8 protein-coding genes are annotated in these 16,109 nt (G+C 67.9%); 6 read left to right on the top strand and 2 right to left on the bottom strand.

Translation table 11 applies throughout. The features are described 5' to 3' along the window. Window positions 1–31: 31 nt before the first annotated feature. Window positions 32–1,465, top strand: coding sequence for a DUF4157 domain-containing protein (locus FQU96_RS34755; RefSeq protein ID WP_146545999.1), 1,434 nt, complete (start codon window positions 32–34; stop codon window positions 1,463–1,465). Window positions 1,466–1,476: 11 nt separating this feature from the next. Further along, window positions 1,477–1,956, top strand: a complete 480-nt coding sequence (locus FQU96_RS34750) for a hypothetical protein (protein WP_146545998.1) — start codon at window positions 1,477–1,479, stop codon at window positions 1,954–1,956. 10 nt (window positions 1,957–1,966) lie between these two features. On the opposite strand, the gene FQU96_RS34745 is transcribed toward FQU96_RS34750, so the two are convergent. Then, window positions 1,967–3,280, bottom strand: a complete 1,314-nt coding sequence (locus FQU96_RS34745; RefSeq protein WP_178130915.1) for an MFS transporter — start codon at window positions 3,278–3,280, stop codon at window positions 1,967–1,969. Window positions 3,281–3,406: 126 nt separating this feature from the next. On the opposite strand from FQU96_RS34745, the gene FQU96_RS34740 reads away from it, so the two are divergent. Genes FQU96_RS34740 through FQU96_RS34725 form a run of 4 tightly spaced genes read left to right on the top strand, consistent with a single transcriptional unit; the run spans window position 3,407 to window position 7,185 of the window. Next, a complete protein-coding gene (locus FQU96_RS34740) occupies window positions 3,407–4,288 on the top strand; it encodes a DUF2272 domain-containing protein (protein ID WP_178130913.1) in 882 nt (293 codons plus the stop codon). Window positions 4,289–4,295: 7 nt separating this feature from the next. Continuing rightward, window positions 4,296–5,090 (top strand): enoyl-CoA hydratase-related protein, encoded by a 795-nt coding sequence (locus FQU96_RS34735; protein WP_146545995.1) that lies wholly within the window; start codon window positions 4,296–4,298, stop codon window positions 5,088–5,090. Between the two features lie 44 nt (window positions 5,091–5,134). Continuing rightward, window positions 5,135–6,229 (top strand): malate/lactate/ureidoglycolate dehydrogenase, encoded by a 1,095-nt coding sequence (locus FQU96_RS34730; RefSeq protein ID WP_146545994.1) that lies wholly within the window; start codon window positions 5,135–5,137, stop codon window positions 6,227–6,229. Next, on the top strand, window positions 6,229–7,185 hold the full coding sequence (locus tag FQU96_RS34725; RefSeq protein ID WP_146545993.1) for an AraC family transcriptional regulator: 957 nt from the start codon (window positions 6,229–6,231) through the stop codon (window positions 7,183–7,185). Before FQU96_RS34730 ends, FQU96_RS34725 begins: the two co-directional genes overlap by 1 nt. Before the next feature lie 39 nt (window positions 7,186–7,224). Here the strand turns inward: FQU96_RS34725 and FQU96_RS34720 are convergent, their stop codons facing one another. Next, on the bottom strand, window positions 7,225–15,921 hold the full coding sequence (locus tag FQU96_RS34720; RefSeq protein WP_178130912.1) for an MBG domain-containing protein: 8,697 nt from the start codon (window positions 15,919–15,921) through the stop codon (window positions 7,225–7,227). Window positions 15,922–16,109 lie beyond the last annotated feature (188 nt).

The following is a 16,109-nucleotide window of genomic DNA, read 5'->3' as shown; positions in this document are numbered from 1 at the left end:
ACGTTCCGGTTCGCCATCTGGGAAACTCGCAATGTACAATCCCGGCGATGTCTCCACATCATCGTTGCAGCCGACCGCATTCGAGACGCTGCTGACGCAGTCGCGCGGAGTCGACGGGCACACCCATCTCACGCCCGACACGCGGCGGTGGCTCGGCGGCCTGGAAGCGCAGCTGCCGCCGCGGTTCTGGCTGCACACGGACACGGCGGCGCAACGCGCGGCCCGCCGGCTGGGCGCCGCCGGTTTCGTGTACGGCGATCGCATCTTTGTGGATGACGGCCGGCCGGAGCACCTCGACGCGGTTCTGCGTCACGAACTTGTGCACCTCGCCCAGGTCCAGCTGGCAGCGCGCACCGGCCGCATTGCCCCGTCCGCCGTCGTCGAGCACGAAGCCGAGGCCATCAGCGCCTTGCCCGTGGCCCGACCCGTCCGCCATGGCGCCGACCCACAGCAGCTTCATCCGCTGGTATGGTTCGTTGCCATCGGTGTCGGGTTGTATGTGCTGCTGCGTCCGGGCGTCGCCAACGCACCCGGTCCGCGCGACACGCCGATACCCGGTCCGTCACCGGGCCAGATCATCGCCGAGGCGCTGTGTCTCTTCGTGGTGCCAGCCGGCGCCATCGGCATCGGCGCCCGGCTGGGCCTGGGTTTTCTCGGGCGCATGGCATTGGCCGGTGCCGCAACCAACGTCAGCCTCCGGGCCACCAGCGACGTCGCACGCGGCCAGGCCTCGCCACCGTTGATGTACCTGTTCGACGCCACCACCGGCGCCGTGATCGGCTTTGTTGTCCCCGGCGGTTTCCGCCTGATCGGACGGGCCGGCACCTATGGCCTGGATCGTCTGGCCACCTACGGTGTCAGCCAGTCGGACATCGCCCTCACGCGCGTGCTGGCCGAGCGCGCCGCACAGGCACCGCTGACGGCGGTCCAGGCCCAGCAAATCCTGTCGACGCGCGGCATGGCCGGGCAGGTCTCGCAATGGTGGCTCAACCGTCGCGGCGTGATCGTGCTGTATCGCGGCCAGGACATCGCCACCGGCCAGATCCTGAGCCCGCTGGCGCGACAGGAGGGAGTCGCTGCGTCGCAGGAGCTGGTCGCGCGCATGCGAACACTGGGCCTGAGCGACGCCGAGATCGCCGGCTATACGGCGCGATGGCATACGCAGCCGATCCCGCCTTTCGCCGCGCCGGAGGGATTGGCGGGGTTGCCGCTGGGTTCAACCGGCATCCCGACCACCAACCTGCCGGGCATTGCGGCGAACTTCGGCGATGAGGGCGTGATCTATGTGATCCGCATGCCGCGCAGCCAGGCCATCAGCCCGCTGGGATGGCAGGGCCTGCAGTTGGAGAACGAGTTCGTGATCTTGAACCAGGTACCGTCCGGCAGCATCGTGCGCATGATTCCGGCGCAGCGGGTGGCGCCGCTGATGGTCAACGAAAGCGGCCTGCTGGTGCCGGGACGATAGGCGACATCGACATGGATAGAACGGCCCATCTTCAACCGCTCGGACCGCAGCGCCTGCGGGCGCTCGACTGCCTGGGCGGCAACAGTCCGCGCACGCCAGGCTATTTCGAGCCTGCCACCGACGGCGACATCTTCGAGGCCTTTCGCCGTCATGTCGGGCAGCTGTCGCAGCAATGGGCAGCCGAGACCGATCCCATGACCGTGTCACTGCTTGCCGCCGGACGACTGCTCTGCGGCGACCTGACGGCAGCCGATATCATTCTCGACCATCTGCCTGCCCAGGCGATCAAACTGGATCACGGCGCGGGGCGCTGCCGGGTGCTGCCCGTCCACGCGCTGGCCGCCACCTTGCCGTTGCCCCCGACCCTGGCGGACACAGGTCGCTGGCTGGCAGGCTCGGCCGAACAAGCCGCCTTGCGTGCCTGGCTGCGCGATCACCGCGACGTGTTGCACTGGATCGAGGCCGACGGGGTCTATCGCCGCGGCACCTGAATTCGGCGGACTACGCTGTGGTCTCGATCTTCTGCCGTAGATCGCGTTGCGCGGCGCGGCCCAACGGGAAGCGCCACAGCGCCAATGCCGCCAGCACATGCAGTACCGCCGGCAGCAGGACGAACAGCAGCACCAGGCCGTGCAGCGCGGCAGCGTCGTTCTGAACGCCGGTGCGGAAGCCGATCCATTGCAGCAACGGGTAGGTGATACCGACCGCCAACGCCAGGCCGATCTTCTCGGTCATCGCCAGCAGGCCGAAATAGACGCCGGCCTGCATGCGGCCGGTCCGCACCTGATCGTCGTCGGTGATGTCGGCCATCATCGCCTTCATCAGGAACCGGTGCGAGGCGTAGGGCAGGCCGAACAAGGCGATCATCACCAGCGCCGCCCAGAAGTTGCCCGGCGGCGCCACCAGGAACACCGGCAGCAGCACGAGAGAATAGACCTGGGCCCAGATCAGCGCCGTATGCTTCTCGGCCTTGCGGCTGAGCCAGATCCAGAACGGGATGGCGAAGCAACCGACGACGAAATAGGCCAGCATCAGCACGCCCGAACGATCACCCAGCGCGAAGGCATCGCGCGCGATGAACACGATCAGCGAGCCCGACACGCCGCTGGACAGCCCCACCATCAGGTCGGCGATCAGCAGGCGCCGCAGCGGCCGGCTGCCGACCAGCGCCGACACCACGTCGCGCCAATGCGCTTCGGGCCGCTCGACCACCTTGGTTTCCGGCACCCAGGCCAAGGCCGCCACGAAGGTGATGGGCAGCAGCACGACGATGAACCAGCCGATACCGCGCATCTTGTCGCGCAGGGCCGGTGTACCCGTCAGCTCGAAGACGGCGGGAATCACCAGGACGGTGATCAGGCCGACCATCAGCGCTGCCTGGTAGGCACCCTGGACGCGGGTGCGCGCGTCGTAGTCGGTGGCGAGTTCAGCGCTCCACGCCAGGATCGAGATCGTGGCGAAGGTCCAGCCGACATACATGATCAGCAACCAGACCAGCAGATAGGAATCGCTCACGCTGCCGGCCGGCGCGAAGACCATCCAGACACTGAGCATGAGGATGGGCAACGCCAGTGCGATCCAGGGTTTGCGCCGGCCGAAGCGGGTGCCGTAACGATCCGCCAGCAGACCGAACACCGGGTCGATCGCAACGTCGAAGAACCGGGTGATCATGAAGATCCAGCCGACGGCGGCCAGACCCAGCCCCATCTCGTCGGCATAGAACGGCGGCAGGTAGACCACGATCGGCAGGCCAAGGCCGGCAATCGGCACCGCCTGAGACACGAACGCCAGCAACGATGCCCGCGACAAACGCATACGCCGTCCTCCCTGGAGCGCTCTTGGCGTCGCTCCCATAGCCCGCTGCCGCGGTGACGCGCACGATGGCGTAGGCGCGCCAGGGATGCAATGCCGCACCCTGTTTTCGCAACCCGAGCAGCCACGATGACATGCTACGGTCGCCCGCAGCACATGAACCGCCTGCCGACATACGCCCTTCTGGTCATCACGCTGCTGCTGGCAGCCTGCGCCACGACGTCACCGCCCGCCCCCGCGCCGGAAACCGGCGATGCGCGCGAGCGCTATGCGCCGGGAACACACCAGGCGCTGCTGGCTTGGCTCGACCATGAATGGAAATTTTTCGGCGATGGCCGCCGCGGCCACATTGTCGACTTGCGCCGCGTCGGACCGCCCGAGCCGCCGCGTTGGCCCGGCGTCACGCCGGAGCAACGGCTGTGCGATCATCTTCGCGCCGCCTACTGGACGCCGGTCACGGGGTCGCCCGACCACTCGGAACTGTCACGCCGCGATCCGGCGACGCCGCCGGCCTGCACCAATGCCTGGTCGGCCGTCTTCATCTCGTCGGCGCTGCGCAATGCCGGCGTCCAGCCGCGCGACTTCCGCTTCGATCCCCTGCACTCGGCCTATCTCAAGGACATCCAGCATCGCTATCGCACCTACGCGGCAGCGCCCGACAAGCACGAGATGCCGCTGTTCGTACCGCATCCGCTGGAAGCGCGCGCGCCGCAGCCGGGCGACCTGATCTGCGCCACGCGCCGGCGCGACAGCGACGCCGTGCTGCGCGTCATCTTCCTGCCCACCGGCCCGCGCGCCCAGGCCAACTGGGATGCGGCGCTCGATGACATGGCGTTCGGCCACTGCGATATCGTCGTCGCCGTCGATCTGCGGCGCCGCACCATGAGCGTCATCGGTGGCAATGTGCAGGACACGACGTCGAAGTCGTTGCTGCCCATCGATGCCAGCGGCCGTCCGATCCGCACGATCGAACGGCCATGGTTCATCGTGATCGAAAACAGATTGCCGTGAGGAAATGATGAGTGGCGAGAAGCCCGTCCTGTGGTCTGTCGATGCGCGCGGCGTGGCGAGCGTGGTGCTGAACCGACCGCACGTGAACAACGCCTATGACGGCGCCATGATCGCGGGCCTGCACGCGGCCATGGACGCGCTGCAACAGCACACCGGCCTGCGCGTCGTGGTGCTGCGCGGCAACGGCAAGCATTTCCAGGCCGGCGCCGACCTGGCCTGGATCCAGAGCGTGGCCGCCCAGGGGGACGCCGAGAACGTGGCCGTGTCGCGCGAAACCGCCGAGGCGATCCGGCGCCTGGACGCCAGCCCGGTGCCGACGATCGCCCTGGTGCATGGCGGCTGCTTCGGCGGCGGTACCGGCATGATCGCGGCCTGCGACCTGGTGATCGCCACCGAGGACGCGCAATTCTCCATCACCGAGACGCGCTGGGGCCTGATGGCCGGCATCATCGTACCGCAGCTCAACGCCGCCATCGGCGTTCGCCAAGTGCGCCGCTACGCGCTCACCTGCGAACGCTTCGGCGCCACCCAGGCGCAGCGCTTGGGGCTGGTGCATGAGGTGTGCGCCACTGCCGATCTCGACAAGACGGCAGAGACCTTCATCGACATGCTGCTGATGAACGCCGCCGAGGCCAACGCACAGACCAAGGCGGTGGCGCGTGCCTATGCCGGCCTCGACGTCGGTGACGTCGCCTACGATGGCCTGGTGCGCCAGCACGCCGCCAAGCGCCGCTCGCCCGAAGCCACCGAAGGCCTGGCCAGCTTCAAGGAAAAGCGCAAGCCTGCGTGGTATCCAGGCTAACATCGCAACGATCGTTCGACCGCTCGTCATGGAGGATATGCACGATGGCCAATGTCGGTGAGGTGATCGTCAGGGCCGACCGGCTGACGGATTTCGTCACGGCGATCTGCGAGAAGGACGGCAGCGATCCGGCCGAGGCGGCGCTGGTGGCCGAGAACCTCGTGCAGGCCAATCTGTTCGGTCACGACAGCCATGGCGTCGGCATGGTCCCGCGCTACATCGAGAACACCCGCGCCGGCAGCTGCAAGCGCAACTGGCACGCCGAGATCGTGGTCGACAACGGCCCGTTGATCACCGTCGACGGCGGCAAGGGTTACGGCCAGGTGGTGGCGCGCGAGGCCATGCAGTTCGGCATCGACCGTGCCAAGGAACACGGCGTCTGCGTCGTGGGCCTGCGCAACTGCCACCATATCGGCCGCATCGGCGCCTGGGGCGAGCAGTGCGCCGATGCCGGCCTGATCTCAACCCACTACGTCAACGTGCATGGGCACAAGTCGCTGGTGGCGCCGTTCGCCGGCGCCGAGGCGCGGTTCACCACCAACCCCTATTGCTGCACCATTCCCGGCGCCAACGGCGAGCACATCGTGCTCGATTTCGCCACCAGCCAGGTGGCCATGGGCAAGGTCCGCGTCGCCTACAACAAGCGCGACCAGATGGAGCCCGGCCTGCTGATCGATCATGACGGCAAGCCCAGCACCGATCCCGGCGTGATGTGGGGCAACGGCCCGTTCGGGGCGATCCTGCCGTTCGGCCTGCACAAGGGCGGCGGGCTGGCCGTGATCTGCGACATCCTCGCGGGCGCCCTGACCGGCGGCTTGACGCATTCGCCCAAGACGATCAAGCACGATACCGGCGACATCGTGAACAACATGCTGTCGATCCTGATCGACCCGGCGAAGCTGGGCGGCGACTCGGTCTGGCAGCAGGACACGCAGGATTTCGTCGCCTGGGTGAAGTCGTCGCGGCCACAACCCGGCGTTGAGGCCGTTCTGGTGCCCGGCGAGCCCGAACGGATGCGCCGCGCCGACCGCCTGGCCAAGGGGATCGCCATCGACGAGACGACCTGGGCCCAATTGTGCGATACTGCCCGGCTGGTGGGCCTCAGCGAAGCGGAGGTCTGTGCCCTCTCGGGTGTGTAATGGAGCCAGTCCAGACATTTTCAACCGCGACCCTGCCGGCCCGCGACCGCTTCGCCTATTGGCGCGAAGAGCGCGGGAAGGTCCTGGGTGTCACCATCGACATGGACAAGGACCAGCAGGGGGCGTTCCAGGGCAGCTTCACGGCCCGGTCCCTGGGTGGCGCGACGTTGGTCGACATCCAGGCCTCCTCCTATCGGGTGGCCCGCACGGAAGCCAACATCGCCGACCGCCCCGCCGATTCGCTGTGCATCGCCCGCCAGATCGAGGGCGGCGGCATGATGGTGAGCCGCGGTGCCGAAAACTCGATCCCGGCTGGTACCTTGGTCATCGGCCACTCCGACCGGCCCTATGCCGGCACCCCGGCATCCCAGCCGAGCTTTCGCCATTGCCTGCTGAGGATCCCCTTCGCCCGCTATCAGCCCTCGCGGCCGTCGCATTTCGACCTGTTGTGGCGGCCGATCCCGATCGAACCGGGCCCTTCGGCACTGCTCGCCTCGTACTTCGATGCGTTTGCCGCGCAGGCCCCGCTGCTGTCCGAGCCGGTTGCAGGAGCCGCCGTCCAGGCCCTGGCTCAGCTGGCCCTGCTGGCACAGGGCCTGGCGGTACCGGCCGAGAAGACCAGTCGCGACGCGGTCCGTGCCGGCCTGCTTCAGAAGGCGCACGCCCTGATCGCGACCCACCTGCACCGCGCCGACCTGTCCCCCGGGCTGATCGCCCAGGCGTTGGGCGTCTCGCCACGACAACTCCACCTGCTGTTCGAGCCGACCGGCACGACGTTCTCCGGCACGGTCATGAGCCAGCGCCTGGCCGAGGCGCGGCGCCTGCTGGGTACGTCCTCGCCGCTGTCCGTGACGGACATCGCCTTTGCTTGCGGCTTCAACAGCCTGTCGGCGTTCTACCGGGCCTTCCGCAACCAGCACGGCATGACCCCCAGCGACTACCGCGCCTCGCTTTAAGTCCCTCCCCCAACGTCAGCTGGGGGAGGGAGAAAGGCATCACCGCGGCGCTGAACCGCACGACGACAGCGCCGGGGCGCCGAGGCAGAAGAAGAGGCCGCTGAAGCGCGGATCCTCGACCAGGACGCCGTTGCCGACAGACGATTGCGCCGCCGCGACATCGTTCAGCCCCGAACTGAAGGGACGCCACTGCACGTTAATGGCCCGGATCGTGCGGTCGATCATGCTGGCGAGTTCGGCCGTGCCGGCCGCGGCCGGCACGAGGGTCAATGTCCCCGGCACGAACGTCATCTGGTAGTTCGCGGATGCCGCGAGCGTACCCTGGCCGATGGCGTAGGCGCCGGGTGCGCTGGCGGTGGTCGCGTCGGTGGCAAGATCGCCCGACAGCGTGTCGCCGTTGACCAAACCGCGGCCGCCGACGCCATAGGTCAGTGGCGGCAGGGCCTGGCCGGCAGTCACGCTCCGGGAGTCCGCCGTTACGGTGATCGGCCGGGGGGTGATGGTAAGATCGGCACCGACATACGTGATCCGGTAGTTCGGATTGTTGATGTCGCTCACCGTGCCCTGACCGATCGCATAGGTGCCGATGCCGCTGGTCACCGAGGCCGCGCTCGACAGCGCGCCAACGACCGCCGCGCCGGCGCCCCGATCGCTGGTGGCGAAGGTGAACGCCGTGGCATCGCCGTAGACCCGGCTGGCGGCCTGCGCCGTCACGGTGATCGATCGCGGCGTGACCGCGAGATCGGCGCCGGTGAACGTGAGCGCATAGTTGGGCGAGCCCAGGGTGCCCTGGCTGATGACGTAGGTGCCGACATCAGAGGTCGCGGTGGCCGTCGTACCGAGCGCACCCGACAGCGTGTCGCCATTGACCAACCCGCCCTCCGAAGTCACGGCATAGGTCAGCACTGGGTTGGCATTGCCGTAGATCCGGCTTTGCGCGTCAGCGCGCACGGCGATCGGCCGCGGCGTGATGGCCAGATCGGCGCCGACATAGCTCACCGCATAGTTGGACGACGCCGCCAGCGTGCCTTGCGTGATGGCGTAGACGCCGACGCCCGACGTGCCCGTCGCCGCGGTCGCGAGACCACCGGTCAGGCGATCTTCGTTCATCAGGTTCCCGGATGTGATGGCCCAGGTCAGCGCCGGATTGCCGTCGCCGTAGACGCGGCTGCTGGTACCGGCGGTGACGGTGATCGGCCGCGGCGTCACCGTCAGGTCGGCACCGACATAGGTCAGCGCGTAGTTCGGGTTGGGCGACAGCGAGCCGCGCTCGATGCCGTAGCGCCCGACATTGGACATCGCGCCAGCCCCCGTCACCAGCTGGCCTTCCAGGGTGTCGCCGTTGACCAGAGCCCCTGATGTGATCCGGTAGGTCAAGGCCGGGTTAGCATCGCCATAGACGCGGCTCAGCGCATCGGCGGTGATGGTGAGCGCCCGCGACGTCACGGTGAGGTCGGCACCGGCATAGGTCAACGCATAGTTCGACGAGGCCGCCAACGTGCCCTGGCTGATGGCATAGGCGCCGACGCTGGAGGTCGCATGGGCATCCGTCGTCACGGCGCCCGACAAACCATCGCCGTTGACCAGTGAACCGGCGGTGATGCGGTACGTCAGGGCCGGATTGGCGTCACCGTAGATGCGGCTGAGGGCATCAGCGGTCACGGTGATCGGCCGCTGCGTGACCGACAGCGTCGCCTTGGAATAGGTCAGTGCGTAGTTCGCCGAGGCCGCCAGCGTGCCTTGCGTGATGACGTAGTCGCCGACGCTGGAGGTGCTGGTGGCCGTCGTGGCCAGGGCGCCCGTCAGGCTGTCGCCGTTGACCAGTGAACCCGACGTGACCGCATAGGTCAGCGCCGGATTGGCATCGCCATAGGCCCGGCTGAGGGTATCGCCGGTCACGGTGATCGGCCGCGGTGTCACGGCGAGATCAGCGCCGACATAGGTCAGCGCATAGTTCGCCGAGATCGCCAGGGTGCCCTGCGTGATGGCGTAGGCGCCGATATTGGCGGTGCCGTTGGCCGCTGTCGCCAGATCACCGGACAGCGTGTCGCCGTTGACCAGCGATCCTTCGGTGACGCGGTGGGTCAATGCCGGGTTGGCGTCGCCATAGACCCGGCTCTGGGCATCCGCCGTGACGGTGATCGGCCGCTGCGTCACCGTCAGGTCGGCACCGACATAGGTGAAGGCATAGTTCGGGTTGGACGACAACGAGCCGCGTTCGATGCTGTAGCGTCCGACGCCGGATGTCGGCGTCGCGGCTGTCGCCAACTGGCCATCGAGCGTGTCACCGCTGGCCAGGGACCCCGACGTGATCCTGTAGGTCAGCCCCGGGTTGGCATCGCCGTAGACGCGGCTCTGCGCATCGGCCGTGACCGTGATCGACCGCGACGTCACCGTGAGGTTGGCGCCGACATAGGTCAGCGCGTAGTTCGCCGACGCGGCCAGGGTGCCGCGCGTGATGGCGTACGCGCCGACGCTCGATCCACTATGGGCATCGGTGGTCACCGCACCCGACAGCGTGTCGTCGTTGACCAGCGATCCCGACGTGATCCTGTAGGTCAGAACAGGGTTGGCATCGCCATAGATCCGGCTCTGCGCATCGGCCGTGATCGTCATCGGCCGCGGCGTGACGGTCAGATCGGCGCCGACATAAGTGATGGCGTAGTTCGCCTGCTCCAAGGAGCCCTGCGTGATGGCATAGGTGCCAACGCCGGACCTGATGTCGGCCGACGTTGCAAGGCCGCCGGACAACGTGTCGCCATTGACCAGCGCGCCCGTCGTTACGCGATATGTCAATGCCGGGTTGGCATCGCCGTAGTGCCGGCTCTGCGCATCCGCGGTGATCGTGACCGGCCGCGGCGTGACGGTCAGATCGGCGCCGATATAGGTGATGGCGTAGTTCGGCGAGTCCAGTATACCCCGCGTGATGGCGTACGTGCCGACACCGGACCTGGCGTCGGCCGATGTCGACAAGCCACCCGACAGCGTATCGCCATTGACCAGCGATCCGTTGGTAACGCGCCAGGTCAGAGCCGGATTGGCATCGCCATAGGCGCGGCTCTGCGCATCCGCCGTCACCTCGATCGGGCGCGGCATGACCGCCAGAGCGGCAGCAAAGTAGGTGATGGCGTAGTTGGAGTCCGCCGATCCCAGGGAACCTTGCGCGATGACGTAGCTGCCTGCGCCGGATCTGCTGTCGGCCGCTGTCGTGAGCGCACCGGACAGTGTGTCGCCATTGACCAGCCCGCCCGGGGCAACGGTGTAGGTCAGGGTCGGGTTGGCGTCGCCGTAGAGCCTCGACTGCTGATCCGCCGTCACGATGATGGCGCGCGGCGTGACCGTCAGGTCAGCGCCGACATAGGTGATGTCATAGTTCGCCGACCCCAGAGACCCCTGCGTGATGGCGTAGGTGCCAACGCCGGACCTGCCGTCGGCCGACGTCGCAAGCCCGCCGGGCAATGCATCGCCGTTGACCAGCGATCCGCCGGTGATCCGCCAGGTCAATACCTGGTTGGCGTTGCCGTAGGGCCGGCTCTGGGCATCCGCCGTCACCTCGATCTGGCGCGGCGCAACGACCAGGTCGGCACCGACATACGTCAGAGCGTAGTTCGACGAGACGGCCAGCGTACCTTGCGTGATCGCGTAGGCGCCGACACCGGACCTACCGTCGGCCGATGTCGTCAATCCGCCGGACAACATATCGCCGTTGACCAGCGATCCCGACATGATGCCGTAGGTCAACGCCGGGTTCGCGTCGCCGTACGCACGCATCTTTGCGCCCGCCACCACGGTGATTGCCCGTCGCGTGACCTCGAGATCCGCGCCGACGTAGGTCAGGGCGTAGTTCGACGAGGCCGACAACGTTCCTTGCGTGATGCCGTAGAGGCCGACGTTCGACGTGCCGGTCGCCGTCGTTGTCAGCGCACCGGCCAGGCTGTCGCCATTGACCAAAGATCCTGACATGATGTCGTAGATCAGTGCCGGGTTGCCATCGCCGTAGGCGCGGCTCTGTCCGCGTGCCGTGACCGTGATCGGGCGCGGCGCGACATACAGGCTGCTGCCCAGATAGACGATACGTGAAGCGCCGCCGGTGGCGGTGAAGGTGCCGGCCACGCCACTGACGGTCATGCCGTAGAGGCCGACACCGCTGGTGGCGGTTGCGGTGGTGGAAAGACTGCCACCGGATGTGATGGTGTTCCAGTAGCCGGCGCCGATATAGCCTGGTGTGGTCGGGTTGGCATCGCCGTAGTAGCGCGTCATGTTGGCCGACACACCGACGACGCCGGAGACGCCGAAAAGCTCCGGCCGGTACGTCGTGTCCGGGGCCGACCACACGGCCCAATCGAACCCGGCGAATCCCGCCTGGGTCTGCATCGCTGCTGATGTCCGGCCGGTACCACCCTGCGACGCTGTGCGTCCACTGGTCTCGGTGTTCCAGTAGGAAGCGGTGGCCGTGCCGGTGGGCTGGCGCGCGCCGACCAACCCGCCGAGGCCGCCGGTCCCGGTGACGGCGCCCGTGGAATACACCTGGTCGAGCGCACCGGAATTGAGCCCGACAAAACCGCCGACCGTCGTGCCGCCGGCAGCGGCGCCGGTGGCGTAGGCCTGGCGGATCGTGCCGGCGTTCCAGCCAGCGAAGCCGCCGATCACGGTCCCGCTGGTGTTGGTAACCGTGCCGGTGGCATAGCTCTGGCTGATCGTGGCGTTGCTGTTCCAACCGACAAAGCCGCCAACGGTTTGGCCGGTTGCGGTGACGGCGCCCGTGGCGAAGCTGCGCATCACATCGCCGCCGCCCCACGTCCCGTTGTTCTCGCCCAGCAGGCCGCCGACCCGGTTGTTGCCGCTGACCTTTGTCGACGCGAACGTATCACTGATCGTACTGCCGTAGGCGCGCCCGACCAGGGCGCCGACCGAGTCCTGCCCGGTCACCTGGCCGCCGACCAGGCCGACGCGACGGATCGTGGCGTCGGACGTATAGCCGAACAGGCCAACTTGACTGGTGGTCGGCCGGTTGATGGTGAGGCCCGTGATGACATGGCCCTGGCCGTCGAACGTGCCGCTGAACCCCACGGCAACGGCGGAGCCCAGCGGATTGAATCCCGAGGCGTCCCAGATACCGGCTGGATTGGCGCCTGATGTCGGCGTGGCGTCGATGTTGCGATCCAGGACATAGCGGCCGTCGAGCTGGCCGCCGATGAGCTGAAGCTGGTGCAGGTTGGAGATGGTGGTGACACCGTTCACCGGCGCCGCCATTTCCCAGCGCCCGATTGGCCGCGTGCTGCCGTCGGCCTGGAACCACACGCTCAGGAAGTTCCAGCCGGCATAGCTCGACGACACGCGCGCCTGCGCCGTGGTCAGGCCGGTGCCGCCCGCCGATGTGCTCTGGCCCGTGGTGCCCATGTCCCAGAACGAATTGATGACGGTCGCCTCGTTCGTGCCGACCAGGCCGCCGGTGGCGGCGGTCCCCGTGACGGCACCGCTGGCATAGGAATGGTCGACCACCCCGGATCCGGTTGCGTTGCGGCCGACCAGACCGCCGGTCGAGGCGCCGCCGCTGCCGTTGACCGAACCGATGGCATAGGTGTACTGCACGGCGCCGTTGTTCGAGCCGATCAGGCCACCGGTGTCATTGGTGCCACGCACCGCGGCGTCGGTGTACGAGTAGACGATGACGCCGGTGCTCATGCCGACAAGACCGCCGACGGAATTGGTGCCCGTGACGGTCCCGGTCACATACGCCCTGTTGAGGACACCGTTGTTGACGCCGGCGATGCCGCCGGTCGCAGTCCCACCGACGACGGTCACATTCGTCAGGCCGATGTTGCTGACATTGCCGCCGTAGCCGACGGCACCGAACAGGCCGAGCCCCGACGCCGACGGCCGGTTGATGGTGAGCCCATCGACCATGTGGTCCATGCCATTGAAGGCGCCCGTGAAGCCGCTGCCAGCGATCGCACCCACGGGGACGAAGCCAGCTGACGTGTAGATGCCGGCCGCGTTGCTGCCGCTCGACGCACGGGCATCGATATCGCGGTCGAGCGCATAGGACGCGCCGGGATTGGCCGCCATCAACTGGAGCTGGTTGAGGGTCGATATCGCAATGACGCCGTTGACCGGCCGCGCCGCCTCCCAACGCCCGATCGGGCGCATGTCGGCGGTCTGGAACCATGTGTTGGTGAAGTCGAAACCAGCATAGCTGGACAACGTGCGCGCCTGCGCCGTCGTCAATCCGACCGCTGGCGGTAGCGCACCGATGAGCTGACCAATGGCATTGGCTTGTCCGGTCGTCTGCGTATCCCAATAGCTGGCCGTGATCGTGCCCGACGTCGGCAGGGTCCTGTCGTAGTAGCCCGCGATCCCGCCGGCGGCGAATGTGCCGGTGACCCGGCCTGACGCGTAGACCTGACTGAGGCTGACGCCTTCATTGATGTCACCGACGACCCCGCCGATATTCTGTCGGCCGCTCACCGCGCCGGTGACATAGCCCTGGGAAATCGAGGCGCCGACACTGACGCGGCCCGCCAGGCCACCGACCACAAAGTCGCCACTGACCGCGCCGGTGACATAGGCTTGCGTGAGGGTACTGTTGATCCACAGCGTGCCCACGAGGCCGCCGACGTAGCTGAGGCCACTCACCGTGCCCGTCGCGTAGACGCGGCTGATGCTGGTGCCGTCGCGCGCCATGCCGACCAGGGTGCCCGTGCGCGAAGCGCCGGCGATGGTGCCGCCGATAAGCCCGACATCGGTGATGACGGCAGCACTGGCGGCGCCGAACAGCCCGACATAGTCCTGAGACGGCCGATTGATCGCCAGGTTGGCGATCGTGTTGCCGCTGCCGTCGAAGCGGCCCCGAAACGGCGACGCAACGCCACCGATGGGATTGAAGCCCTGATAGCGGGTGCCGTCCCAGTTCCAGCGCGCCGTGCCGGTGGCATCGATATCGTTAGCCAGTACGACGCTGCTCGCGCGATAGCCGTCCATGCCTTGCAGGCCATAGACGTCCGCGATCGCATAGGGCGCGCCGGTCGAGCCGTCGCCGCCCAGCGCTCGCAGGAAGGTGCCGCCGGCGAGGCGGAAATCCGTGGCGTTGAACGCCGGCAAGGTGCCGGACACCTGGGTCCAGTTGCCGTTCTGCAATGTGAAGGCGCCGACATCGATCGAGCCGCCGGCCCCGGTGGTGATGGCGCCGCCGGCGCTCAGCGCCAGGCCGCCGCTGGTGGCGGTGATGCCGGCATTGAGCGTGATGGCGCCGGCAGCCTGCAGGGTCAGCGTCGATCCGCCGCTCCAGGTCAGCGCATCGGCGACCGTGATGTTGCCGGCCTGGCTGCCGCTGGCGCCTGTCGTCACCATGACGTTGGCGGTCGCCAGGGCCGTCTGCAACGTGGTGACGTTGATCACCGAATCGTTGCCGACGGCGGTGAAGCCGACCTGATTGCTGTTGGCGCCGTTCGAGATCGTGACGTTGTAGGGGTCCAGCAACAAGGTACCGAACTGGCCGTGCGCGGCGGTCAGATCGGTGACGCCGACGTAGGTCAGGTGCGCCTTGCCGGATACTTCGGCGAAGCCGCCATTGCCGCCGGCCTGGCCGCCGCGGGCCGAGATGTTGCCCTCGAACCGCGTATCGGCGTCGGACCAGATGATCACCCGGCCACCGTCGCCCACGCTGATGGCGTCGGCCCGGATCGTCGTGGCGGCATCGACGCGCGTCACCTCGGCGCGCTGCAAGGTGCCTGTGCCCTGAACATCGCCGCCGATCCTGACTGTGCCGCCGCCATGCACGCCGGAGGCGTCGATGGTGGCGGCCTTCAGGTCGATGGCGCGCGCGGTGACGGTCACCGCACCGGCACGGCTGGCCGGTGTTGCAGCGGCAAGCCGTGCCGGCGTGACCTTGACGGGCGGCGGTGGCGGTGCCTCGGCTTGGCTGGGCGCCGACACGTCGAGCCGGCCGGAGATATTCACCTGCCCGTCGCTGCCGCCCAGCACGATCTCGCCGCTGCGGCCCGACACGGTCCGCGCCTCGACGACGCCCGACAGGTTCACCGCCTGGCGCACCGCTTCACGCGCGGCGGCGGCGCGGATTTCGATGCGCCCGCCATCGGCGCTGATGCGGCCGGAGTGGCTCACCAGGGCGCCCTGGCCATTCGCCTTCGTCGGCACGGCCACTTGCAGGAAACCGTCGCCGGAGAGATCGAGCCTGGCCTGCTCGCCCGAGCCCAGGCCGACACGGCCCAGCGGCACGGAAATCGTGCCGGCATTGTCGACGCTACCGCCGATCAGTGCGGCATAGCCGCCGCGGCCGATCGAAATCGTGCCGTGGTTGACGACGGCCGCCGAGGCGCCCTTGCCGGCGAAGCTGCGCCGCCCGGATGTGAAATCATCGTCGGAGATGCCCAAGGTCGAGGCGACGAAGCCGGCGGCGTTGACGGTGCCGGATCCGGTGATGGTGATGCCGTTGGGATTGACCAGGTAGACCTGGCCGTTGGCGTTGATCGAGCCCGCAATGGTCGACGGCGTATTGCCGTTCACCCGGTTGAGCAGGGCCGACGAGGCCGACGGTTGCACGATGGTGACGCTCGATCCGGCGCCGACCGAGAAGCTCTGCCAGTTGACAATCGCTGACGACGTCGACTGGTTGATCGTCATCTGGCCTGGTGACGGCGTGCCGATCGACACGCGGCCGGCGGCGACGGCACCACCGGTCGGCAAGGTTTGCGCCACGGCCGGCGCAACGCCCATCAGCGCCGTCGACGCCAGGAGGATTGCTTTGAGCGCAACGCTCCGGCGGCCCGAGCGCAGCAAGGGACCTGTCGAGCGCTGGCTTGGCGCGGAAACATCGATGGCGCCCCGCAGCCACCGTCCCCGGTTTCCGCGCCTGGCGCGCTCGACAAGTCCGCCGCTGCGCTCGGAACGACAAGATGCGACTC

The sequence above is a fragment of the Reyranella sp. CPCC 100927 genome (genome assembly GCF_007859315.1).
Taxonomy (GTDB): Bacteria; Pseudomonadota; Alphaproteobacteria; order Reyranellales; family Reyranellaceae; genus Vineibacter.
The sequence above is the reverse complement of the archived record's forward strand: the minus strand, read 5'-3'. Positions and strand labels throughout refer to the sequence as shown.

What these genes read in the sequence shown, in the direction of transcription:
- FQU96_RS34755 (WP_146545999.1), top strand. Translation starts at nt 32, where the DNA reads ATGTACAATCCCGGCGATGTCTCCACATCATCGTTGCAGCCGACCGCA.
- FQU96_RS34735 (WP_146545995.1), top strand. Translation starts at nt 4,296, where the DNA reads ATGAGTGGCGAGAAGCCCGTCCTGTGGTCTGTCGATGCGCGCGGCGTG.
- FQU96_RS34720 (WP_178130912.1), bottom strand. Translation starts at nt 15,921, where the DNA reads ATGGGCGTTGCGCCGGCCGTGGCGCAAACCTTGCCGACCGGTGGTGCC.
- FQU96_RS34730 (WP_146545994.1), top strand. Translation starts at nt 5,135, where the DNA reads ATGGCCAATGTCGGTGAGGTGATCGTCAGGGCCGACCGGCTGACGGAT.
- FQU96_RS34725 (WP_146545993.1), top strand. Translation starts at nt 6,229, where the DNA reads ATGGAGCCAGTCCAGACATTTTCAACCGCGACCCTGCCGGCCCGCGAC.
- FQU96_RS34740 (WP_178130913.1), top strand. Translation starts at nt 3,407, where the DNA reads ATGACATGCTACGGTCGCCCGCAGCACATGAACCGCCTGCCGACATAC.
- FQU96_RS34745 (WP_178130915.1), bottom strand. Translation starts at nt 3,280, where the DNA reads ATGCGTTTGTCGCGGGCATCGTTGCTGGCGTTCGTGTCTCAGGCGGTG.
- FQU96_RS34750 (WP_146545998.1), top strand. Translation starts at nt 1,477, where the DNA reads ATGGATAGAACGGCCCATCTTCAACCGCTCGGACCGCAGCGCCTGCGG.